The sequence below is a fragment of the Paenibacillus sp. FSL H8-0079 genome (genome assembly GCF_037991315.1).
In the GTDB taxonomy this organism is placed as follows: domain Bacteria; phylum Bacillota; class Bacilli; order Paenibacillales; family Paenibacillaceae; genus Paenibacillus.
The window spans coordinates 5,018,352-5,039,928 of the sequence record NZ_CP150300.1 but is presented as its reverse complement, the minus strand read 5'-3'; the positions used below and the strand labels follow the sequence as shown (position 1 = coordinate 5,039,928).

The window sequence follows — 21,577 nt, the reverse complement described above, 5'->3', positions numbered from 1 at the left end:
AGGCTCATTCACGGATGAGCCTGGTATAGGTCGCTTCCAGATGCATGGCTGTTCTCGCCCAACTGAAATGTGCCATCGCGCTGTCTCGGCCAGCCTTGCCTAACATTTCGGCAGAAGCTGGATTGCTTGCAAGTTTGTTCAGGCAAGAAGCAAAACGTTGGGGTCGTTCAAAAGAGGTGACAAGGTATCCATTGATACCTGATTCAATAATTTCACGAATACCTCCGTTATCTGAAGCAATGACGGGTAATCCCGAAGCCATCGCCTCAACATTAACCAGGCCAAAGGCTTCATGTTCTTGAGACGGGCAGACCAGACAGTCGACTGCCCGATACAACTGGTCGATATATTCATGGTTTATCTGACCGCGGAAGGATATATGGACTTTTTGTTTTCGAGCAAGCTCGCGAAGTCTCCGCACATAATATGGCGGCCCTTTGCCTGCAATAACCAGTTGAACAGGCGTCTCTTGCTGAAGAAGGGCAGTGGCACGTATTAATACGTCTACACCTTTGCCAGGGATGAGCCGACCGACATACAGAATAGAGAATGGTTTAGTTATTGCAAATTGTGTACGCAGGCGAAGCTGTTCTTCACTGGACTCAGCAGGTCTGAAGCGGCTTAAATCTGCACCTAGTGGAACAACACTCATCCGGCGTTTTACGAGCGGAAATCGGCGACCTAGCCTTTGTCTCAGGGATTGACTGTTGACGGCAATCCAATCGGCTTTTTTCATCAATGCGAGTCTTGCAGGTCCAGGCTGAGCGAACGTTAACGAGTGAAGGTAGAGTACAACCGGTGTGCGGGGGAAAGCGCGTTTGATGGCAGCCATGCTGCGGGGCCTGTTATCCACTTGAATCACATCATAAAGTTGTTTGGATAACAAACGTAATACTGCTTTGGTGTACCCAACAGGACTAGATGCAGAGACACGTTGAATGGTGATACCGTCCATTAGCTCCATGTTGGCGAGACCTGCCATTTGACGACTTATGATGGTCACCTGATGACGGTGTGCAAGTTCGCGAGCGATTCCCAGAATGCAGATTTCCACTGAACCGTTTCCGGGCAAAGGCAATTTTTCGGGTGCAACCATAGCTATTTTCATTAACAGGCTCCTCCTTGTCCGACATCGATAACAATCTTCGTCATATATCCTATGAGAAGCGGAAGCATTTGGCTCCTGCGAACAGGCCGGTGAACCACCCATATGAGCGTGCAGGAATAATCTGCTATTTGGGTTGAAGCAGAAATATTCGTCTTTTGTGATATACTGTACGGGAACTATTGAATTCGTTACATGTATAGAAGCAGGAGGAAAATGATGTTACATTCTACGCTGGGGCGTTTCCGGCTGCTGTTGTGGTTGCAGGGCATTTCGTACGTATTGCTGCTGTTTGTTGCTTTTCCATTAAGAGATGCGGGGATTATACCGCAGGCTGTCACATGGTTTGGAAATTTATACGGATTTTTGTTTTTAATGTACTTATTATTTATGGTGAGTTTGTACACTTCACAGAAGTGGCGTCTGCGCCGTCCAATTGCTCTATTCTTTGTTTCCTTTATTCCGCTGGGGAACATGATCTATGATGTTGTCGTATTCCGTAAGCTGTACCGTCAATTAAATAAAGCTTGACTTTATTTAACGTTATGAAATATGATGAGTACAGGTTAAACAACCCGTTCCAACTAAAACTACATATTCCTGTTAAAGGGGAGTAGCTTTTACAGTAAAGTCGTCAATTCGGGATTCATATCCCCGGCTTTATTGGCAGCAATTTTGTTGTTAGCGAGACCTTTACCAAGTTTTCATGCTCGGTAAAGGTCTCTTTTTGTGGATATAAAAGGACCTTACCAGTGATGGTAAAGGTCCTTTTTTTTGTACATCATAAGGATATTAAGGAGGAGTCAATGTTGGAAGTTTCATTATTATTGGAATATGGGTGGGTGCTGGCCGTCTTAGTAGTTCTTGAAGGACTACTTGCAGCAGATAATGCATTGGTACTCGCAATTATGGTTAAACACTTACCTGAAGATAAGCGCAAAAAAGCGTTGTTCTATGGTCTGATGGGTGCATTTGTTTTCCGTTTAGGTTCGTTGTTCCTGATCTCTTTCCTCGTCGATGTATGGCAAGTACAAGCGATCGGTGCCCTGTATCTCCTGTACATTTCGATTAACCACATCGTTAAAAAGATACTGGGTAGTCGAAATAAAACAGATGAAGCAGCTGATTCAACGCCGAAGAAACCTAAAAAACAATCCGGTTTCTGGATGACTGTTTTCAAGGTTGAAATAGCGGATATCGCATTTGCAGTCGATTCCATTCTGGCTGCTGTTGCTTTGGCCGTGGCGTTGCCACCAAGTGGATTGCCTCCAATTGGCGGACTTGACGGTGGACAGTTTATCGTTATCTTCCTCGGTGGATTCATCGGACTTGTGATCATGCGTTTTGCAGCCACATACTTTGTGAAATTGCTTCATTCCCGTCCAGGGCTTGAAGTTGCTGCTTTTGTGATCGTAGGTTGGGTAGGGGTTAAGCTGGCAGTTATTACACTGGCACACCCTTCATTGGGTGTTCTGGATGAGCATTTCCCGGAAAATAAAATTTGGAAATTCGGATTCTATATTGTACTGATCACCATTGCGGTATGTGGTTGGTTCCTGTCTTCCAAAGTTCCTGAAAAAGAAGACGAAAATCCGGTTGAAGAGTTGGAAAAACAAGCAGGACTGTAATAATCATGTTACGCTAACAACATCATTATTATTAGAAAAACAGGAGGCTGTCCTAGGACAGTCTCCTGTTTTTGTTTACATATGTAATCTGCACCATGGTCCAATTTCCAAGAAAAGGGTTGACACATGAAATCGAGTCCCCTTAATATAAGACTAACATTAACGAAAGGAGGCCGAAAGACATGATGCTTGGTTATGATTTGAATCAAACAGGGCGCAACGTAGACACAACTGCATATCCGGCTCATCGTCTCATTGGCCTCATACGGTCGACATAGGGGATAGGCATATCGTTTAGCAGCTTATAATCGATATGCGTTCTTCGCTTATATTATAGCGATGGATGACAGACACACAGCATGTTCATGCTGTTCTGTTCTCCGTTATTGTCATTAGTAGAAGTCATGGGCGACTAGCCTATGGCTTTTTTTAGTTTTATTTTACAGATGAATCAGCAAACCGAATTTGCTGAACGTAGAGAAAGGAATAACACACTTTTATGAATACAGAATTTAATTTATTTACCAATCCAAACGAATTAACAGGTGCCTACCGGCATGAAGTAAAATTGCCTGCAGGCGATCTAACCGTATATGCGGCGCAACAGCTCTTCTCCTCGCTCGATTACAAGGTGTTCGAGATGGCGAACAATAATCTGCAGATTCCGGGAATTTCTTATATGAGTTACACGCCAGACGTGCATGTCGGTGTAGGTACCTGCATCGGAACAACAGCCGTGTGGGATGCGCAGAGTGGATATGTATCTCCCTCTATCGTGGGCAGTGACATTGGCTGTGGCATGAGAGTGCATATGACGAACTTGCACAAGGACGAGTTGAAAGACATCAAGCTCCGCCGCAAACTCGTCAAGACCATTGAGAAAGTATTGCCGATGGAGGCAAACCAGCGAGGTCATTATTCAGATATCAGACTGGAACATATTGTTCGTAAAGGGTTGCATGGGTTACCTAAAAAGTATATTCCCGACAGCTATACCCCGAAAAAATCAACCTCGATGACGCATGTGGAAAGCAGCAAGTTCAGTTACGATGAGGATGTGTTAAACCACGTTCCTGATATGACGTGGCATCGTTCGCATCGTCAGCTCGGTACACTGGGTGGAGGGAATCATTTTGCTGAGATCCAGGCGATTGAGATTGCTGAAGAGAATCGCGAAATCGCCGAAGCTTGGGGATTGTACGATGGACAGGTTGTGGTCATGATTCATTCCGGCTCTCGTGCATGGGGTGGTTATGTCAGTCAGACGAGTTCGTCAGCGATCGCCAAAGTCATGCAGCGGCTTAACCTGGGTACATCCGATCCCAGACTGGTATTTGCTCCACTTGAGCATGCGGAAGGTCGTCATTATGTGAACATGATGTATTCTGCGTTGAATTACGCTGTTGTCAATCGTCACTTGATTGCGTATGCTATTCGCGAAGCATTCCGGGATGTGTTTGGTTCCAAATGTGAATTCCGTACGTTATACGACTTGATGCACAACTATGCCTGGGAGGAATCTCATGCAGACCAAGGTTCCGTTTTTGTGCATCGCAAAGGAGCGACACGTGCGTTGCCGGCAGGGCACCCGGACAATCCAAAGCCTTATCTGGCAACAGGACATCCTGCCCTTATTCCCGGTTCCATGGGAACTGCTTCGTATATCATGGTGGGTCAGCCACAGGGTGCTGATAATTATTATTCAATATGTCACGGTGCGGGTCGGATCCGTTCACGGACAGCAACGAAACGACTGGTTTCGGTGGAAGATTTTGCATCGGCACTGGGCGTGGGGACAGAAGATGAGATTGTGGTAAACCAGCGTTCACTTGAATCCATTATTGATGAATCACCTCAGGCTTATAAAAATGTAGATGAAATTATAGACAGTGTTACCGGCGCAGGCCTGGCTCAGGTTGTAGCCAAATGCAAACCGCTTGTAGCGGTAAAGGGAGCGAAATAATGACAATAAACGAAAAACAAACAGATCCAACCCAGGCAATCTATACTTATGACGAACAACATGATACCCGAATTCGAGTGGAAGGATACGCCATCTATTCAAGGCTGATCCGTGGAATCAGTGAGGCGCTTCATCAGCGCTATGGGGTTGAATACAAGCTCTATGCCAGTTCGGATCCGAACAATGAATATTGGGAGTTACTCCGGGAAGACTTGCAAAATGGCAGTGACGAAGTGGAATTGGTAGCCCGCATATTCGAAGATCTGGAGCTTCAGACCTTGCATTACAACGATGATGGAGATGTGCCGACTTATGGTGTGCATTACTCCATTCGCAACAACGTATTTGCCTATCCGAAATGGGGCGTTTCGCTCGTACGGGTTCCATTTTTCCGGGAGAATGGGATCTACAGTGAAGACTTTGTCTTTGCCATCGGTGATGAGGAGATGAAGCAGTTTCTGGGAAGTGTCCGCGAACGGGAACGTCAGCAAAATATGAAAAAGGTGACGGTATACACCGATGCCCGGAATGGAAGCGATCGTCATGTCGAATCCATTACTCGTTCCGTGGGAAGAGAGGATGTTGTTCTCTCGGCGGAGATCAAGCAGGATATCTTCCGTTCGCTGGATCAGTTCTTCGAAGCGGATCGTTCATTCTACAGAGATTATGATATCCCGTACAAACGGGGAATTCTATTGTATGGACACCCCGGAAACGGCAAGACCACATTGGTGAAATCCATTGCTGGAAGTATCCCGGGACCGGCTGCGTATTGGCAGATTACGGAGTATACCAACAGTGAATCGGTGCGTGAAGTGTTCGAAGCTGCCAAACGGCTGGCACCGATGGTGTTGATCATTGAGGACATCGATTCGATGCCGGATGAAGTCCGTTCCTTTTTCCTGAATACACTGGATGGAGCTACGTCGAAAGAAGGCATTTTCCTGATCGGGACAACGAATTATCCGGAGAAAATAGATCCGGGCCTCATGAACCGTGCTGGACGGTTCGACCGGGCTTACGAAATTCCGCTGCCAGATGAAGCGCTGCGCCTGCAATATTTGCGGCAACGGGGCTTCACCGTATTTGCTGGTGAAGAAGGCACGGTAGAGGCAGCTCGCCTGACCGACACGTTCTCTCTAGCGCAGCTGGGTGAGTTGTATGTCAGCGCTGCGCTGGAATGGCATCAGAATGGACAGACAGACATTGTGAAAGTCATTCAGTCGATGCGTGGCGAGCTGGACAAGAGTCACAAACATACTTGGCTGGCGCAGCCGGGTAAGGGACGTGCAGGATTTTATTGATCAGACCTAACCAATCCAATCGATAATAAGACGCAATTTTATAAATAATCCTACCTCAATTGGTGATACTAACCTTGTCTGCTGTAACATACAATGACTTTCGGGAGGTACATAACGCAGCCCTGAGCTGGTGAGATGCCGGAAAGTAACGCGATCTGTTTCCATACTGGGCTAAGGCCTGTTTTGCAGAGCAGGGTGCATCGTAAACAAACGGTAATATGCAATAATTTTCATGCCAATTGTTTAAATGCTTCTGTAGCGGTTAATAGTAGACAGACAACAACAAAAACTTTAATTAGAGGTGAATGATATGGGTTGGTTATGGTCATTAATTATCGGTGGTATCATTGGTTGGTTGGCAGGTTTGATCGTTGGTCGTGACATTCCAGGTGGTGTTATTGGTAACATCATTGCTGGTTTCATCGGTGGATGGTTAGGTGGAGTAATCTTGGGCGATATGGGTCCTGAGATGGGCGGATTCCACATTGTACCTGCATTGATTGGTGCGATTGTTCTTGTAGCGATCGTAAGCTTGATCTTCCGTTCAATGGGTCGTAGTCGCGGGTAACTTACTTAAGATAATTTCTTAAATAAGTTGTCAGCCAAATGCATTACTAATGAAGAGGTTGATTGAGAGCCATAACCATGGCTTTCAATCAACCTCTTGTTGTTTTAAAATATATAAAGATATGCGTAATAGCTATCTATATAAATTGGACTAAACATTTACACGAGAACGTAGAGGACAGAAATAACCTGAAGAAGCGGAGCGTTCGCCTTTATCACCAGATTTTCTCCTTGTAAAGCCAAATATAAAAAATATGGGAATAACAGCGATCAGAAGGTTGTTCTGTCATCGGAGTGGTAAGTGTAAAAGGTAGTTTCGATAAGAGGGGATGAACGGAATGGAAAAAGCTACATTCGCCGGCGGATGTTTCTGGTGTATGGTTACACCGTTTGAAGAACAACTGGGCATTCATGGTATTGTATCGGGTTATGCTGGTGGTCACGTCGAGAATCCAACATATGAGCAGGTCAAAACCGGGGAGAGCGGTCATGTCGAAGTGGTTGAGATTACATTTGATCCAGATATATTCCCTTATGAACGATTGCTGGAGCTGTACTGGCCACAGATTGATCCGACGGATGACGGAGGACAGTTCCAGGATCGGGGGACACAGTATCGTACAGTGATCTTTGTGCATAATGAACGTCAGCGTGAGCTTGCCGAACAGTCCAAGCAGGAACTGGCAGCTAGCGGACGATTCAATCAGCCGATTGTTACGGAAATTCGGGATGCCGTCGTATTCTATCCGGCTGAAGACTATCATCAGGATTACCACAAGAAAAACGAGAAACATTATAAGGAAGACCGTGCGTTATCCGGACGGGACGAATTTATAGACGAGAATTGGAAATAGGATAATTCTATCCTGCCCATGCAATAAGCCGGGAGAGCTCCTTATGGAACTCTCCCGGCTTATTATTAAATCAAGTATTTATTTTGCAGGATTGGACTTCAGTACATATTTGGACAATGTCTCATCGTTCATGGAATAGATGACATCATCCACATAAGTAGAGACACCTTCTAATGAAGGAACGGAGGCACTGGTCGTGTAGACATGCACGTCTTCCAGCGTGAGTGGATCAAGAATATATCCCGTTTTGGCAAAATCAATCTGGTACTGACCTTCCTGCGTCTGGTCGACATGTATCAATGCAGGTTGTGCGTCCTTGAACGTACGCTCAGTCACTTTGCCTTTCATCGTATACAGTTCAAGCTTCTGCCCTGTAAGGACCGTATAGCCGTTGCCAGCCGTCTGGATGTAGGCATCACCAGCAATGGCACGTCCCCAAGCGAGCTTGCCATCGGTGCCAAAGCCCATCAGTCGGTTACCCGTGCTCTCGAAATTGGCGCGCATAATGATGGAACCATCATCAAGAATAGCCAGGGATTCACCGCCGCCATCTCCTTGGGTATTCGCATTAGCCGGGAATTGATAGAAGGACAGACGATTCAGCGTACGATCATAGATCTCCACTTTGGGATTCGCAGCTTGCTGCCAGAAGTTGCCTACCTTGGTTTGTTTACTGGCATCCACTACAATTCGACCATGATCAGCCTTAAGCACGTTACCGTTGATGGTTTTTTCGGTAATCAGCTTTCCCTTCTTGTCATATAACGAGATGGCGGAGCGAACGGAACCATTCGACTGCACACCCTGACTTGAAGCGATCAACAACGTATCGTTATCCAATAGGGATATGCTTGCAGGTGAATTCACCGTTTTGACCCAGTTGGTTTTACCGGATGTATTAAATGAGTACACTTTCTTGGTTTTGTCTGAGTATTCCATATATACATAGGCAGTACCGTTGCTGGCATATACCGAATCGGAGTAGGTGGTGTAAGGACCACTTTTCTCATGGAATATCGTATTCCACTTCAATTGTCCAGTTGTCGCATCGAATGCCTGAAGAGAGTCCAGTTGCCAGTCCAGTGTCGTTTTGCTGCTTGTTTTGGTCACAGACTGGGCAGCATGCACATATACGAGATTTTTCGAAGGCACAACATGGATTTCCTTGATCAGGACATCTTTCTCTGTATTGGCTTCAGACAGCATCAGGGAAGATGACGTCCACGCGGGTTTGGGCATGGATTCGGGTGAGGCAGCAGCGTAACTCGTTGTATTCATGGTGAAGAGGAGCATGCCGCTAAGAATGAGGGCAGCCCATGTTTTGGACTTGTGTTTGGTCGATGTATGCAAGTGATAAACCACCTTTCTTCTTCGGTTCAAAATAGAACCGATTGTTGAATTTTACCATTGATGTCATATTGAATTCAACCGAACGCACTGTAACCTTTTATCATTCATATATCAAATTATCTTTGTTTGATGAATTATAACGGTTACAGGGATTTCATCTTCTTTCGATGAAGGTGGAAGTCTGATATATTTAGTGCGGTGATAAGCCATATCTGTATAAGACGTTAGATACAACATAGGAATGAACAAGGAGAAGAGCTATGAATTGGAGTGAAAATATGACCCTATGGGTCATTGGATGTATCATCGTATTGTTGCTGCTGGCCTGGATTATTCGGCGTGTTATCGGGCGCGGGCAACGGATCCGAAGTGAGGCCAATCCTCGGAAGATTACGATAAAGGATATCGACAAGATGGAGGATGGTTCGGAGTTTGAATTGTATCTCTATCATCTATTCGAAGAGCTCGGGTACGATGAGGTGCATAAGACAACAAGCAGCCGGGACTTTGGGGCAGATCTGGTGTTTGTTGATAGACTCGGCAGACGAAGTGTGATACAAGCGAAGCGATATGGTGCGAACCATCCCGTAGGGTTGAGTGCAGTGCAGGAGATATATACATCGATGCGTTATTATGAAGCCGACCGGTCCATTGTATTAACGTCCGCTCGTTACACCGAAGCCTGTCGGACGCTTGCAGCGGTTAATGGAGTGAAGCTGCTGGACCGGGAAGATCTGATGGAGTTAATCCTGTTATTCAAAGCGAGAAGAGTGGAAGAAGCATTGGAACTGATCGAAGAAGATGACCACGAACCAATCGAGACGTGGCAGTCCCGGCGAAAGCGGCAATCCCGCTAAGTACTTAGGTGGAAGCCTTTTTAATGATGTACATCTCATTCCAGTAGGAAGCACCTTCACTTGCGTAGCTGCACATGATATATTGAGTGCATATCAACCAAAGGAGTGTGTGATCCATTATGGCACGTACACAAACACAAAAAGCATTACGCAAAGCAGAGCGGTCAGGTCAATGGTGCTCGGAACAGAGCCGAAGAGTTAACGGGGATTATAGCGCGTTATCCCAGCATGTACGGCTCATGCCTACGAAGCAGGAAAAATTGCAAAAGGTCAAACACAAGAAGCAAATCATCCAGGATGGTGGTGCTTCTTTTTATTTTGTCCAATGTGTGCGAAAAAGTGCATAATGTTCCTATAAACCTTCCTTTGGTTGGGGAAGCTTCTGGTTGATCATGAATATAAGTTAGAAGGGACGAGCCATTTCGATGACAACACTTCTACGTATAAATAAAGCAGCTGTTCGACGTCTTTTGCTGCACACGCAAGGTTTACTGGCACGTTGGCCAGCGGAAGCGAGACACTCCGGGCCGGATCAGGTCATGGAGCTGATCCGCTCGCTTGGCTGTGTGCAGATCGATCCGGTATCTGCGGTAGCCGGAAATCAGCATTTGGTGCTGGGTGCCCGTGATCCGGGATATACTGCTGATAGCTTAAATACGCTGCTGAGCGATCACAAGGTATTTGAGTATTTTGCCAATGCGGCATGTGTGATTCCAATCGAAGATTATACTCTCTTTGAACCTGTGCGTGCTCGGTTAAGGGAGCGTCTGGCTCCGTCTTTGCAAGGTCTGGAGAAAACAGTGCAGCATGTGTTACAGCGACTGAAGGAGGAAGGACCCTTACCTTCAAGAGCTTTCCGTGCTGTTGAACGGGTAAGTGGTTATTGGGACAGTGCGGATGTACCGAAGACCAAGGATACAACACTTGCTCTGAATTTACTGTTGGACTCCGCTGTGATTCGTGTGGTGGCGAGGCAGGGAAATGAACGTTATTTTCATATTACCGAATCCGAATTGCAGCTACAGGGGCTTCCGATGAAAGAAGACATGGATGTATTTGCCCAGAGACAGGCTCTGCTGGATAAATACATTCATGCATATCGGGTTGTAGATGCCCGTGATCCCCGTCTGGGTTGGCTGAAATCTACAGCGGCAGAACGTCGCGCCGATATTGCTGCACGTGTGTCAGATGGGCGAATGATCCCACTTAAGGTGGAGGATGTGGCAACGCCTTATTATATTCGTGCTGAAGATGAGGATTTGCTACTGCATATGGAAAAGGAAGAGCCGCACTATGATGCGTCAGGTCCTGTGCGTTTCTTGCCGCCGCTGGATAACCTGTTATGGAGAAGAGAACGTATTGTCGATTTATTTGATTTTTATTATAAATGGGAGATTTACACGCCAGAGGTGAAAAGAACCTACGGTTATTATGCCATGCCTATTCTTCACGGTGATCGGTTGATTGGACGTATGGACCCACGACTTGATCGTAAAAAAGGAGTACTCAACGTTCGTTTGTTATCGATGGAAGAGACAGCTCTACCTGTGGAGGAATGGATCACAGATTTTCGGGAGGGGCTTCAATTCTTTGCGTCCATGCATGGAGCGCGTTCTATCTCTATTGAGAAGACGGTACCGAAAAAGCTGAAAAAGCTGCTTAAGTCGATTTGATTAGGGGATACACGAAAGAATGTATGGACACGGGAAATTGGATTTCATGAACAAATCTAAAAAGGAAAAAACAGGGGGAGCCAGACGGCTCCCCCTTCATTGATTTTAAAATCATATCACCAGATGAGGCATTTCAACGTTCGGATCAACATCTGCTTCATAATCCACACCATCGGTTTCAAAACCAAACAGCTGGAAGAATTCGCGACGGTAACCTTCCAGATCGGACAGATCGTAGATGTTCTCTGTGGTCAACTCATTCCAGAGCTTCGCCACTTCTTCCTGAACGTCAGCTCTCATCTCCCAATCGTCAATGCGAATACGGCCTTCGGCATCGGTTGGAACTTCTCCTCCCGTATACAAGCGATCAGCGAACAGACGTTGCAATTGCTCGATACATCCTTCATGCAAGCCTTTTTCTTTCATGACTTTGTACAATGCTGAGATGTACAGCGGCACGACTGGAATCGCAGAACTGGATTGAGTCACCAGCGCCTTGGCTACAGTTAAGTACGCACGTCCACCTTTTGCACTTAGACGATCATTCAGCTTGTGTGCAGTCGCTTCCAGGTGATTCTTGGCCTGACCGATGGAACCATCACGATAAATGGCATGCGTAAGTTCAGGACCGATGTAGGAGAAAGCGATCGTTGTTGCATCATCGGCAAGCACGCCGCCTTGTTGCAGGGCATCCATCCACAGTTCCCAATCGTCTCCACCCATAACGGTTACCGTCTGACGAATTTCCTCTTCGTTTGCCGGTTCAAGGGTAACGGAGCTGATTTCGCCTGTGTGGAAGTTTACCGTTTTGTTCGTGTAGGATTGTCCGATAGGCTTCAACACAGAGTTGAATACTTCACCGGTGTTCGGCTCGGTACGACGTGCTGAGGCTACGCTGTATACAACCAAATCCACTTGACCGAGTTCACTGCGAATCAGTTCAACGGCTTTTTCTCGTGTTTCGTTTGCAAATGCATCACCTGTAACGCTGTACGATTTCAGGCATGCTTCCTCAGCGGCTTTTTCGAATGCAGCGGAGTTGTACCATCCTGCAGAAGCTGTACGTTTCTCTGTAGAACTACTTGGACGATAAATGCCGACCGTATTCGCTCCCGCTCCAAAAGCAGAGACAACGCGTGACGCCAGTCCGTATCCGGTGGAAGCACCGATGACGAGCACATTACGAGGGCCTTTCAGCTCCGGCTGGGATTTCACATAATCAATCTGTTCCTGCACTTGCGCAGCGCAACCTACAGGATGGGAAGTGGTACAAATAAAACCACGTGTTCTTGGTTTAATAATCATTTATTTGCATCCTTTCATATTCAGCTCATGTTTCAGCATTTCGATAAAATGCTCGTATACATACCTCCTTATTGTAAAACAATTACCTCGGAAACGGAAACCGTTTCGTTTGATTTCATCGGAAGGGTAGCGTTATATCTCTAATTTTGCGATGATGTGCATAGAATGTACTCGCTCGTTAGGATAGAAAGGACAGGGATAGCATGCTGAAAGAACGCATTGAACTGCTTAGCAAAAGAAAACAGATCTCCCGTAAAGACCTTGTGGAAGGTCTGGTCACGCAGGCTCATTTTGCAAATATCCTGGCGGATCGTTATCCGCTCCCTGAGGACTTGGCAGAAGCCATCGCTGGGCGTCTTGGGGTAACTCCTTCCTATATTACAGCGGCAGCGGCTAAGGACGAGGAAACACTCGAACGGGCAGAGGTTATTTTCGAACAAATGTCAGTTCCAGCGTCGGCGATATCAGAAGATACGGTGCATGCGCTGGCAGATCGGGATGACACGCTGACCGTAGAGCTGACAACGGCCTTGATGAAGGCGGTCTATTATCAGCAATTAAACGAAGCAACGGCTCATGAGTATATACATACGTCTTACCTCAATTTTTACCTGGAGAAATACGGTCGTCCAGACGATATTGATCTGCCGCGTCCGTTAGTCAAGGCACTCTTGTTCTATAAAATACAATATTATCGCTCCAAAATGGCATTTGTGGATGTGTTAACTCATGCAACCAGGCTCAGTGAGCTGGCGCTTCCTGGCAGTGAATTTTGGCTGTCTGTGCAAAACATCAAGATGGAGGCTTATATCCAGGTCAAACAGTATGAAGAGGCAAAACAGGTATTTGAGCTTACAATGCGTCATGTCTATGATCAGCGGATGTTCCATCGGTTGTCCGGGTTATATGTGGCATATAGTGGCTATTGCTTCGCGATGGGGTTGGTTCAGGAGGCACTCTCGGCATTAACAATGGCGGAAGCGAACCTCGTGTATGCTGGTAACCAGGGTGATCTGGTGACGGCGATTGCCAACAATCGGATTGTCATGCTGACGATGACAGGTGAACTGGATCAGGCACAGGCTGAGATTGAACGATTCGAGTCGATGTTGCAGCAGGAACCGGAAGAAACACAGCAGGCCATGCAGCCGCTCATCGGTGTGTATCGATGCGAAGTAGCTCTGGCACGCAAGAACTGGGGCGTGCTTGCGCAGAGTGTAGATCAACTTTTGAAATGTGCAACAACACAGGATCAGCAGATGAGCGCAACCTTTTACCAGAGCCATCTGGCTCTTGCACATGGAGATCGCGAGGTTTTCATGGAGCGGGCACTTGCGTGTCTGCCTTATTTTGAATCCGCGCAGCATGTCATGCGGCTTGAACCGTTATATGAAGGAATGGCTGTGGTGTCTGAGGATCAGCGGAAATACAAGGAAGCTGCGATGTATTATCGGAAGCTGGTCTATCTGTTACGCAAAAAATAGAGCGAGAATCGGCTTGGAAGAGCCTTAACCGATAGAGGGTTCAATTATTTTACCCATAAGTGTGTTGTGAGTCACCTATAGATCCCAGAACGATAATTCAAGTATACAGCCGGCTAATAAGTCGGCTTTCTTTCTGTGTTTACAAACATAATCTATATTGATATACTTCAATGCATAAAAGCATCTAAGCGTTAAAGCGACAAATATCATTAGAGAGGTGGAAACTAATGAAATTCATCGTTTCAGCTAGTGTGATTGTGCTCAATGAAAAAAATGAAATTCTGTTAATGCGAGATCGTCGTGGTTGGGAGATGCCTCAAGGATGTTTAGAAGAAGGGGAAACTATTCGGGAGGCCGCTATCCGAGAAGTGAAAGAGGAAACAGGAATTGAAGTAGAACTAATTAGTTTCTGTGGGTTGTATCAGAATATAACTCGTGGTGTATGTAACAACATTTTTACAGGCAAGCCAGTGGGTGGTACATTAAAAACAAGTATAGAGAGTGATGAGGTAGGTTACTTTTCTTTGGAAGAGGCAAGGAAAATGATAATTTGGGGCAATTTCATAGAAAGAATAGATATGGCACTTAATAATCAAACTCATCCCTTTCTCGTAGAATTTCGAGAATCATAATAAGAAATGTAAATTTTCTGAATTTGTTTCATCATTGATCTAACGGGAAACTCTAGTTGAATAGACCTAGTCTAAAACCTCTAGATTTAATTTCCAAGGCATACTGGGTATGAAACAGCCAACTATACAAATTTATGCGTAACTGCGCGAAGAGCGACAGAGAGAACTTTATCGCCGCTTTTTTAAAATTTTTATAATTGTTAGATGATATTATGATTAGTGATTGGGGGCTATGATGCGTAAATATTTTTTCGTTTTGTGTTTAGGTTTTATGTGTGCTTCTTTGGTTACGTGGTGTAGTTTTCTAAGCGGAAATACCTCAGTAAAAGAACCCAAAATAACAGAATATACTTCAAGTGAGCTGCAGGCATTAGTGAAATCAATGGCAGATCATGTTACTTACAATGTGTCAGGGAAAAAACAAAGAATTTATTACGAATCTGACATTGGAAAAATTGTTGTTCAGTCAGAACTAACGAACAGTGAAGTCGAAGAGCTTAACAAGCAATTTGGAGAAGAGCTAATTAGTTTAAAACCTGTAGATAATGAGGAGTTTGTCGGAATAACTCCGTCACAAGACAATCCTTTCCTCAAGTAAATCTAAGGCATAGAAGAAGTCAATGGTTATTTCGGGATTTCGCTAACGGGGAACGTTAGCTTACATAAGTAAAACTCAATATTTTGAAGGAGAATATGAATTAGTAAAAAAATTAGAATATAAAATGGGTTAAATAACACTGTTGTTGGCATGATTTTGTGCATTACCAACCTACTTGCCACAAAATATGTCTGCCAATTGTGAAATGAAGATCGAATTAACAGATCTTTTTTTGCCAAATTAGCATCATTCTTTACCAAAGAAACGATTATCCCGTAATTCAATTGCCGGATTTTTCGTTTTTTTTGTATGCCACCAGAAGGGTATTCAAGGACAAGTCACGGTGTTTATAATTTAACTATAATCAAAAATAAAATAAAACAAATGAGGTGCTTAATATGGGATGGTTCGGTAAAAAGAACAAGCAGGAAGATTCGATTGCTAAAGCGGATAAATTGATGAATAAAGGACTCACTGGCATGATGATGAAAGGCTTTGTATCCAAGGAACATCGAGAGGCCATCAATCAGAGTCTGGATTCGGCGAAGCAGGCACAATTAGCGGCGAGTGGTTCGCTTCCATTAACTGCAACAGCTACGGTGGTGACGATCACCGATACAGGCAAACTGATCAACTTTGATCCGATTGTTGTGCTTGTATTGGATGTGACAGAAACGAATGGTAACCAGTATCAGCGTACATTGGAGACACTGGTATTGAAGATGAAGATTCCGCGAGTTGATGATCGGGTGGGATTGGGCCAGAATCCAGCAAATCCGTCTGAGTTGATTTACATGGGGCTATTGTCTATCTAGAAGGTATTTGGTTATAAGACAGTGATATTTTATTTATATAATGCGTATAACAACGATAAAAAGAGATGTTAAAAGAAGGATGAAGAGAGGGTGGATCATATGGTTGGTTTCCTGAGATTCATTGGCGTATTAACGGTGTTTGGAGTGGGGTTCTCCCCATTTCTGGCACAGCAGTTGTGGAATGATCCGTTTATGATTATGCAGGCATGGTGGTACACTCCGGCGATCTTTGCCGGGTTCGCACTGATTTTTGTTCCTGCGATTTTGAGCAATATATTTGGCGTAGGTCGAGTGAAGACAGGTTTACCAGCAGTTGGGGTCATTAAGACTATACAACAGACGGGGACGTATATTAATGAACAGCCGGAGGTTCGATTGGGTCTGACGGTGTCGCGTAAGGGGCGAGAGAAATACGATACGGAGATGAAAACAGTCATTCCATTGATCTCCCTGGCACAGTTCCAACCGGGCAGTTTCATTCCGTTAGTCGTTTCTGTAAAGGATGAGCGCAAGGTAGGGCTTGATCTGAAGGGGCAATTATCACAGGAGGATATGCAGCAATTGTTGGATGAAAAGATGGTACAGCAAGGGGTATCACCTGAAATGATGGATATTGCGAGAATAGGTGAAAAAGCGATGGCCAAAATTCTTGATGTCACTCCACTGGGGAGTGAAGGTAGCAACAAGATCAAGCTTCAGCTTAAACTCAGCATAACGAAGACGAATGGCGAAACCTTTAATGTGACGACGCAAAAAGAGATTTTATCGTCTGCGCTGCCGCAGGTGCAGCAAGGTCATATCATTAACGTTATTTATTCAAGGCACGACCCAACAAAGTTGGTACTTGCATTGAATGTACAGGAAGGACAATTAAGTGACTTGTTCTCCTCCTGATGATGTAGACAAAAGGAGATCCTAAAGGTCAAGTTTATGACGTGTAGGACCTCCTTATTTCATTTGGTATGTACAAAAGGTGCAAGTAACGTACTACTTTCAGACAATACCAAGGCGCATGCGATACGAGAATAGTACTTTTCTTGATTCTCCGTCAAATACACGATTAGCCAGCGCTCTGAACTCGTCAGCAGCTGTTAATAGATCATCCGCTCCAAGCTTCAACGCCGTTTGCAAGCCGCCTTGACTCAGGGCCAGGTTCACGTATCGGTCTGCATCAAAGGTCTCGTGGTGATGAAACACAATTTCCCGAACGTATCGGAATAGCCCGGACTGCTGAATCTGCTGCAAATGCCCATCCTTGCTCCATTTGTGTGCCTGACTATCCTGGGGAGCCAGACTGTCTGCTCGATGATCTGCCTCCGTATTCAGCTGCAGATAGGCCTGTTCCAACTGCCAGTCCAGCATTGGCGGCCAGTCGCAGTCGTAGGCAGCAAATATGCCTCCTGTACGAAGTACACGTGCAAACTCGCGCAGCGTGGGTTGCGGCTCCATCCAGTGAAATGATTGTGAACAGGTCAACACATCCACACTACCATCCGGGAGCCCGAGGTCATGAGACAAGCCGGACACGAACCGGAGGTTATCCGGTTTCCCGGCAGATTCCCACTTGGATTCCGCGACAGACCTCATGTCATCGCTGGGTTCAAAGCCAATGATGCGTTCTGCCTCATTAAGCCAGATCCACGAGGATAAACCGGTGCCACAGCCAACATCTGCGACCATACGCGGTGTGCTGCCAAGATATGTCGTTAGAATATCCACCACTTCAGTGGGAGCAGCTGGTCGATTCTCATCGTATAACGTACCGAAACCTTTGAAACGTTCCACATTGTTGCGTCTAATGTCTTGCATGGATAAACCTCCTTCGGTCAGATGGATGACAGAGAGTCAGCTGTACTCAAAAGTTGTATAGGCCTATATTATATCATTCATTGTCGGGTTGTTTGTTCATGACGTTCTGCAAATGTTCAACAGCTTTGATATGACGCCTGAGCAATTCCTGTCCAACATGAGCAGGCTCGATGACGGTCAGCTCGGAACCAAACGACAGCAGGAAGGAGTAGAGCCATTCCCCTACATTCAGTTCCAGAGACACACGGAGTCTGCCATCAGACTCTTTTTTAATGAGGGACGGTTCGAAAAAATCATGTACACGGTATGCAATGGTGCTGGAGAACAAAAGTGTCAGAGAGGTCAAGGTGATGGCTGACTCTAATTCAGGGTCGTTTGATCCGGCAGTAACAGAGTGATCGTGTTTTCTAGTCAGAAAAGTCAACTGGGTGATCCGTTTCATCTTGAATGTCTCGAATTCTCTCCGATCAGGGTCATTATGGATATATCCTTTGAAGTACCACGTACTGTTTTTGAATATAAGTTTCTGTGGCTCCACGGTCGGAATACTCTTCTCACCATCCGAATTAATGTAGTGAAACGTAATTAGTTGATTCGTTAATATAGCCTGCTTCACCTGATTGAACAGTTCTCTCTCCTGCAGAGGGATGCTGCCCCATGGTGAGAAATTGAATTCAATCCAATCCAGTTTGTGATCAAACAGGGCGGTTAACCGTTGCAGCATATGGGCACTGTTAAGATGGGGGATCGCACTGACACTATAGAGTCCCATCAAAATTTCGTTCTGGTCTTCTTCTGACAGCAGCGACTTGTCCATGACATAGTTGTCCATGAGATGAATGCCGCCATGCTTGCCGGTCGTCGTATAGACGGGAATGCCGGCAGCGCTCAGCCGATCGATATCACGGTACACCGTGCGTACAGAAATCTCGAACAAACGGGCGAGTTCGGGTGCAGTGGCTTTCTTTTTCTCCAATAACAAAAGCAACATTCGAAATAGTCGGTTATTTTCCATGCCTTAATTATACCATGACAATAGGTGTCAGGGTATGGGTGGTACACTTGTGTAAAAGTCTTACCAAAGACATTTTGACTCAGTCTTATAATTTGTTCTTCATTTATTGCGGGGTAGTGAAGGGGACGATATCGATTCTGAAGAAACGAAGTGTTCGCTAAAAGCTTTCTGTAAGAAAGCTACTTCGGAAGCAAACGCTATCATCGGATTTTTCCATTTAAAAATGGGAATAAAAGAAATCCGAGGATAACAGCGATCAGAAGAACGATTCGTGACCGGAACGGCTACTCGCATAATATCAAGCACTTTATATTGAAATGAGTTAATTATGAAGGAGGAACTGATCATGACAATGAAAGAAGGATTCTACTGGGGTGGCGCAACGGCTGCCAATCAATTCGAAGGTGGATGGAACCAAGGTGGTAAGGGACCAAGCACGTCTGACATGATGACAGGGGGAACCCACACGATTCCACGCCGGATTACGCCTGTATTGGAAGAGGGTACGTATTATCCGAGCCATGAAGCGGTTGATTTTTACGGACATTACAAAGAAGATATTGCGATGATGGCAGAGATGGGCTTCAAAATGTTCCGCATGTCCATCAACTGGTCCCGGATCTATCCGAACGGTTACGATCTGGAGCCAAACGAAGAGGGATTGCAGTTCTACGATAATGTCTTTGCCGAGTTGAAAAAATACAATATTGAGCCGCTCGTAACGATCTCCCATTATGAAACGCCATTCGGTCTGACACAGAAGTATAACGGTTGGGCTTCCCGTGAAGTTATCGATTGTTATATCCGTTATTGTACAACCCTCTTTAACCGTTACAAGGATCAAGTGAAATACTGGCTGACGTTCAACGAAATCAACATTTTGACAATGCCAATGGGTGCTTATATGGGTGCCGGTATCTTGTTGGAAGGCAAAGAGGCATTGACGGATGGAATCGATAATCCACAGACTCGTTTCCAGGCACTGCATCACCAATTTGTCGCAAGTGCTAAAGCGGTAAAACTGGGACATGAGATCAATCCTGAGTTCAAAATTGGCTGTATGGTTGCGTTTATGACAACGTATCCAAATACATGTAACCCGGACGACATGCTGCTTGCACAGAAGAAAGACCAGCTGTCGAACATGATCTGTGGTGACGTACAGGTTCGTGGAGCGTATCCTGGATTCGCCAAACGTTTCTTCGCTGAAGAAGGTATCCAGATCGAGATGCAACCGGGAGACGAGCAGACCCTGCGTGAAGGCTGCGTAGACTTTTATTCCTTCAGTTATTACATGTCTCTGGTTGAAAGTGCGGATCAGACGCTGGAAAGAGCAGAAGGCAATCTGCTTGGCGGTATCAAAAATCCATATCTCGAAGCTTCCGACTGGGGCTGGCAGATCGATCCGAAAGGATTGCGTTACACTTTGAATCATCTGTATGATCGTTATCAGATTCCATTGATGGTGGTTGAGAACGGCCTGGGCGCTGTCGATGTGGTCGAGGAAGACGGCTCCATTCAGGATGACTATCGCATTGATTATCTGAAAGGTCACATTGAACAAATGAAAGAAGCGGTAGCTGACGGCGTAGATCTCATTGCCTACACGATGTGGGGATGTATCGACCTGGTTAGCGCATCCACTGGAGAGATGAAGAAGCGTTATGGCTTCATTCATGTTAACAAGGACAATGATGGTAACGGAGACTTGAGCAGAACACCGAAGAAGAGTTTCCACTGGTACAAAAAAGTTATTGAATCCAATGGTGAAGAGCTATAATTTGGCGTGAAAAAAAACCAGATCCGCCTGTTCCCTTAAATGGGACAGGCGGGTTCATATGGTCCTGAAGATGAAGAGTTCAGGACTACTATATATGAATATAAAAAATACCCGGCGATCCTTCAGTTAAGGAAAGCCGGGTATTTCTATGTACACGCGCTGGTGGCTATGCCAGTCTTCTGGACTGCAGTTGAGACATGCGCTCCAAATGACGCCGGTAAAACCATATGCAGGTGGAGAGCCAACATCCACTTAAAAAGTATCCGCCAACGATATCACTTGGATAATGTACACCTAAGTAGATACGACTTATGCCAATAGTCAGTATAAAGACAGCGCTGGCAATAATCATGAAAACACGTCCGGTGGTGGTAGGCACATGTTTCCAGATCAGAAAGGCCAGTCCGCCATACAGACTAAATGCAGCCATGGAATGGCCGCTAGGGAAGCTGTAACCACTTACTTCAATAATTCGATTAATGGTAGGCCTGGCACGCTGGAATACCAGCTTAAGTAGAGCATTTAACAGGGTTGAACCTGCAAGCACACAAGCCAGGAAGAGTAGTTCGCGTTTGTGGCGCAGGCAAACGTATAACACAATCATTGAAATGATTGTAATGATGACCACAGGCATTTCGCCACCAATCCAGGTGAACAGCTGCATGAATTGCGTCATGCCGGGGGATTCCAATCCCTGAATCCAGCCAATTAGCGTATCATCAAATCGATGAATCTGGTTGTCGCTGATGGACAGGGCGATGCTTACAAAAGCGATCATGCATAACGCTGCAACGAGCAGCGGGAATGAGATGTTCCTTTTCCAGTTGTGCATCAAATG

Annotated in this window: 21 protein-coding genes; 15 read left to right on the top strand and 6 right to left on the bottom strand. The window is 45.5% G+C overall.

Annotation, left to right across the window (positions count from 1 at the left end):
- Positions 1 to 4: 4 nt before the first annotated feature.
- Entirely contained in the window at positions 5 to 1,108 is a 1,104-nt protein-coding gene (locus tag MHI06_RS22590; RefSeq protein ID WP_340399180.1) for a glycosyltransferase family 4 protein, read from the bottom strand.
- A gap of 216 nt (positions 1,109 to 1,324) precedes the next feature.
- On the opposite strand from MHI06_RS22590, the gene MHI06_RS22585 reads away from it, so the two are divergent.
- From MHI06_RS22585 to msrA, 6 genes are all read left to right on the top strand, one after another.
- Positions 1,325 to 1,636, top strand: a complete 312-nt coding sequence (locus MHI06_RS22585; protein ID WP_340399179.1) for a DUF3817 domain-containing protein — start codon at positions 1,325 to 1,327, stop codon at positions 1,634 to 1,636.
- Positions 1,637 to 1,914: 278 nt separating this feature from the next.
- Positions 1,915 to 2,733, top strand: a complete 819-nt coding sequence (locus tag MHI06_RS22580; RefSeq protein WP_340402171.1) for a TerC family protein — start codon at positions 1,915 to 1,917, stop codon at positions 2,731 to 2,733.
- Positions 2,734 to 3,232: 499 nt separating this feature from the next.
- Positions 3,233 to 4,696 carry an RtcB family protein gene (locus tag MHI06_RS22575; RefSeq protein WP_340399178.1) on the top strand — a complete coding sequence of 488 codons (1,464 nt, stop codon included), beginning with the start codon at positions 3,233 to 3,235 and terminating at the stop codon, positions 4,694 to 4,696.
- Positions 4,696 to 6,000 (top strand): AAA family ATPase, encoded by a 1,305-nt coding sequence (locus MHI06_RS22570; protein ID WP_340399177.1) that lies wholly within the window; start codon positions 4,696 to 4,698, stop codon positions 5,998 to 6,000. Before MHI06_RS22575 ends, MHI06_RS22570 begins: the two co-directional genes overlap by 1 nt.
- A 310-nt stretch (positions 6,001 to 6,310) precedes the next feature.
- Positions 6,311 to 6,568, top strand: coding sequence for a GlsB/YeaQ/YmgE family stress response membrane protein (locus MHI06_RS22565; RefSeq protein WP_062835823.1), 258 nt, complete (start codon positions 6,311 to 6,313; stop codon positions 6,566 to 6,568).
- Between the two features lie 337 nt (positions 6,569 to 6,905).
- Positions 6,906 to 7,421, top strand: coding sequence for a peptide-methionine (S)-S-oxide reductase MsrA (gene msrA / locus MHI06_RS22560; RefSeq protein ID WP_340399176.1), 516 nt, complete (start codon positions 6,906 to 6,908; stop codon positions 7,419 to 7,421).
- A gap of 78 nt (positions 7,422 to 7,499) precedes the next feature.
- On the opposite strand, the gene MHI06_RS22555 is transcribed toward msrA, so the two are convergent.
- On the bottom strand, positions 7,500 to 8,771 hold the full coding sequence (locus MHI06_RS22555) for a hypothetical protein (RefSeq protein ID WP_340399175.1): 1,272 nt from the start codon (positions 8,769 to 8,771) through the stop codon (positions 7,500 to 7,502).
- A 260-nt stretch (positions 8,772 to 9,031) separates the two neighbouring features.
- Between MHI06_RS22555 and MHI06_RS22550 the strand changes: the two genes are divergently transcribed.
- The 3 genes from MHI06_RS22550 (at position 9,032) to MHI06_RS22540 (ending at position 11,301) form a co-directional block, all read left to right on the top strand.
- Positions 9,032 to 9,628: a restriction endonuclease gene (locus tag MHI06_RS22550; RefSeq protein ID WP_062835820.1), complete on the top strand. Its 597-nt coding sequence runs from the start codon at positions 9,032 to 9,034 to the stop codon at positions 9,626 to 9,628.
- Positions 9,629 to 9,747: 119 nt separating this feature from the next.
- A complete protein-coding gene (locus MHI06_RS22545; RefSeq protein WP_340399174.1) occupies positions 9,748 to 9,975 on the top strand; it encodes a hypothetical protein in 228 nt (75 codons plus the stop codon).
- Positions 9,976 to 10,053: 78 nt separating this feature from the next.
- Complete coding sequence (locus MHI06_RS22540; RefSeq protein WP_340399173.1) at positions 10,054 to 11,301, top strand: crosslink repair DNA glycosylase YcaQ family protein; 1,248 nt, start codon at positions 10,054 to 10,056, stop codon at positions 11,299 to 11,301.
- Positions 11,302 to 11,412: 111 nt separating this feature from the next.
- On the opposite strand, the gene fabV is transcribed toward MHI06_RS22540, so the two are convergent.
- Entirely contained in the window at positions 11,413 to 12,606 is a 1,194-nt protein-coding gene (gene fabV, locus MHI06_RS22535) for an enoyl-ACP reductase FabV (RefSeq protein ID WP_340399172.1), read from the bottom strand.
- Between the two features lie 203 nt (positions 12,607 to 12,809).
- Here fabV and MHI06_RS22530 point away from each other — a divergent pair, with 203 nt between their 5' ends.
- The 5 genes from MHI06_RS22530 (at position 12,810) to MHI06_RS22510 (ending at position 17,029) form a co-directional block, all read left to right on the top strand.
- Positions 12,810 to 14,090, top strand: coding sequence for an XRE family transcriptional regulator (locus MHI06_RS22530; protein ID WP_340399171.1), 1,281 nt, complete (start codon positions 12,810 to 12,812; stop codon positions 14,088 to 14,090).
- A gap of 227 nt (positions 14,091 to 14,317) precedes the next feature.
- The gene (locus MHI06_RS22525; RefSeq protein WP_340399170.1) at positions 14,318 to 14,722 is read left to right on the top strand and encodes an NUDIX domain-containing protein; all 405 of its coding nucleotides are present in this window, start codon (positions 14,318 to 14,320) and stop codon (positions 14,720 to 14,722) included.
- Positions 14,723 to 14,954: 232 nt separating this feature from the next.
- The gene (locus MHI06_RS22520; protein WP_340399169.1) at positions 14,955 to 15,320 is read left to right on the top strand and encodes a hypothetical protein; all 366 of its coding nucleotides are present in this window, start codon (positions 14,955 to 14,957) and stop codon (positions 15,318 to 15,320) included.
- Between the two features lie 398 nt (positions 15,321 to 15,718).
- The gene (locus tag MHI06_RS22515; RefSeq protein WP_340399168.1) at positions 15,719 to 16,135 is read left to right on the top strand and encodes a hypothetical protein; all 417 of its coding nucleotides are present in this window, start codon (positions 15,719 to 15,721) and stop codon (positions 16,133 to 16,135) included.
- Between the two features lie 99 nt (positions 16,136 to 16,234).
- Positions 16,235 to 17,029: a hypothetical protein gene (locus tag MHI06_RS22510; RefSeq protein ID WP_340402170.1), complete on the top strand. Its 795-nt coding sequence runs from the start codon at positions 16,235 to 16,237 to the stop codon at positions 17,027 to 17,029.
- A 99-nt stretch (positions 17,030 to 17,128) separates the two neighbouring features.
- Here the strand turns inward: MHI06_RS22510 and MHI06_RS22505 are convergent, their stop codons facing one another.
- A complete protein-coding gene (locus MHI06_RS22505) occupies positions 17,129 to 17,944 on the bottom strand; it encodes a class I SAM-dependent methyltransferase (RefSeq protein ID WP_340399167.1) in 816 nt (271 codons plus the stop codon).
- 73 nt (positions 17,945 to 18,017) lie between these two features.
- Positions 18,018 to 18,959: a YafY family protein gene (locus MHI06_RS22500; RefSeq protein ID WP_340399166.1), complete on the bottom strand. Its 942-nt coding sequence runs from the start codon at positions 18,957 to 18,959 to the stop codon at positions 18,018 to 18,020.
- A 346-nt stretch (positions 18,960 to 19,305) separates the two neighbouring features.
- Between MHI06_RS22500 and MHI06_RS22495 the strand changes: the two genes are divergently transcribed.
- Positions 19,306 to 20,739, top strand: a complete 1,434-nt coding sequence (locus MHI06_RS22495) for a glycoside hydrolase family 1 protein (RefSeq protein WP_145150089.1) — start codon at positions 19,306 to 19,308, stop codon at positions 20,737 to 20,739.
- A 166-nt stretch (positions 20,740 to 20,905) separates the two neighbouring features.
- Here the strand turns inward: MHI06_RS22495 and MHI06_RS22490 are convergent, their stop codons facing one another.
- Complete coding sequence (locus MHI06_RS22490; RefSeq protein ID WP_340402169.1) at positions 20,906 to 21,571, bottom strand: phosphatase PAP2 family protein; 666 nt, start codon at positions 21,569 to 21,571, stop codon at positions 20,906 to 20,908.
- Between the last annotated feature and the right edge of the window lie 6 nt (positions 21,572 to 21,577).

Bases quoted from the DNA above. Each gene is read 5' to 3' on its own strand.
- MHI06_RS22565 (WP_062835823.1), top strand. From the start codon at position 6,311: ATGGGTTGGTTATGGTCATTAATTATCGGTGGTATCATTGGTTGGTTG.
- MHI06_RS22505 (WP_340399167.1), bottom strand. From the start codon at position 17,944: ATGCAAGACATTAGACGCAACAATGTGGAACGTTTCAAAGGTTTCGGT.
- MHI06_RS22550 (WP_062835820.1), top strand. From the start codon at position 9,032: ATGAATTGGAGTGAAAATATGACCCTATGGGTCATTGGATGTATCATC.
- MHI06_RS22575 (WP_340399178.1), top strand. From the start codon at position 3,233: ATGAATACAGAATTTAATTTATTTACCAATCCAAACGAATTAACAGGT.
- fabV (WP_340399172.1), bottom strand. From the start codon at position 12,606: ATGATTATTAAACCAAGAACACGTGGTTTTATTTGTACCACTTCCCAT.
- MHI06_RS22500 (WP_340399166.1), bottom strand. From the start codon at position 18,959: ATGGAAAATAACCGACTATTTCGAATGTTGCTTTTGTTATTGGAGAAA.
- MHI06_RS22510 (WP_340402170.1), top strand. From the start codon at position 16,235: ATGGTTGGTTTCCTGAGATTCATTGGCGTATTAACGGTGTTTGGAGTG.
- msrA (WP_340399176.1), top strand. From the start codon at position 6,906: ATGGAAAAAGCTACATTCGCCGGCGGATGTTTCTGGTGTATGGTTACA.
- MHI06_RS22490 (WP_340402169.1), bottom strand. From the start codon at position 21,571: ATGCACAACTGGAAAAGGAACATCTCATTCCCGCTGCTCGTTGCAGCG.
- MHI06_RS22525 (WP_340399170.1), top strand. From the start codon at position 14,318: ATGAAATTCATCGTTTCAGCTAGTGTGATTGTGCTCAATGAAAAAAAT.
- MHI06_RS22585 (WP_340399179.1), top strand. From the start codon at position 1,325: ATGTTACATTCTACGCTGGGGCGTTTCCGGCTGCTGTTGTGGTTGCAG.
- MHI06_RS22590 (WP_340399180.1), bottom strand. From the start codon at position 1,108: ATGAAAATAGCTATGGTTGCACCCGAAAAATTGCCTTTGCCCGGAAAC.
- MHI06_RS22515 (WP_340399168.1), top strand. From the start codon at position 15,719: ATGGGATGGTTCGGTAAAAAGAACAAGCAGGAAGATTCGATTGCTAAA.
- MHI06_RS22530 (WP_340399171.1), top strand. From the start codon at position 12,810: ATGCTGAAAGAACGCATTGAACTGCTTAGCAAAAGAAAACAGATCTCC.
- MHI06_RS22520 (WP_340399169.1), top strand. From the start codon at position 14,955: ATGATGCGTAAATATTTTTTCGTTTTGTGTTTAGGTTTTATGTGTGCT.
- MHI06_RS22545 (WP_340399174.1), top strand. From the start codon at position 9,748: ATGGCACGTACACAAACACAAAAAGCATTACGCAAAGCAGAGCGGTCA.
- MHI06_RS22540 (WP_340399173.1), top strand. From the start codon at position 10,054: ATGACAACACTTCTACGTATAAATAAAGCAGCTGTTCGACGTCTTTTG.
- MHI06_RS22495 (WP_145150089.1), top strand. From the start codon at position 19,306: ATGACAATGAAAGAAGGATTCTACTGGGGTGGCGCAACGGCTGCCAAT.
- MHI06_RS22570 (WP_340399177.1), top strand. From the start codon at position 4,696: ATGACAATAAACGAAAAACAAACAGATCCAACCCAGGCAATCTATACT.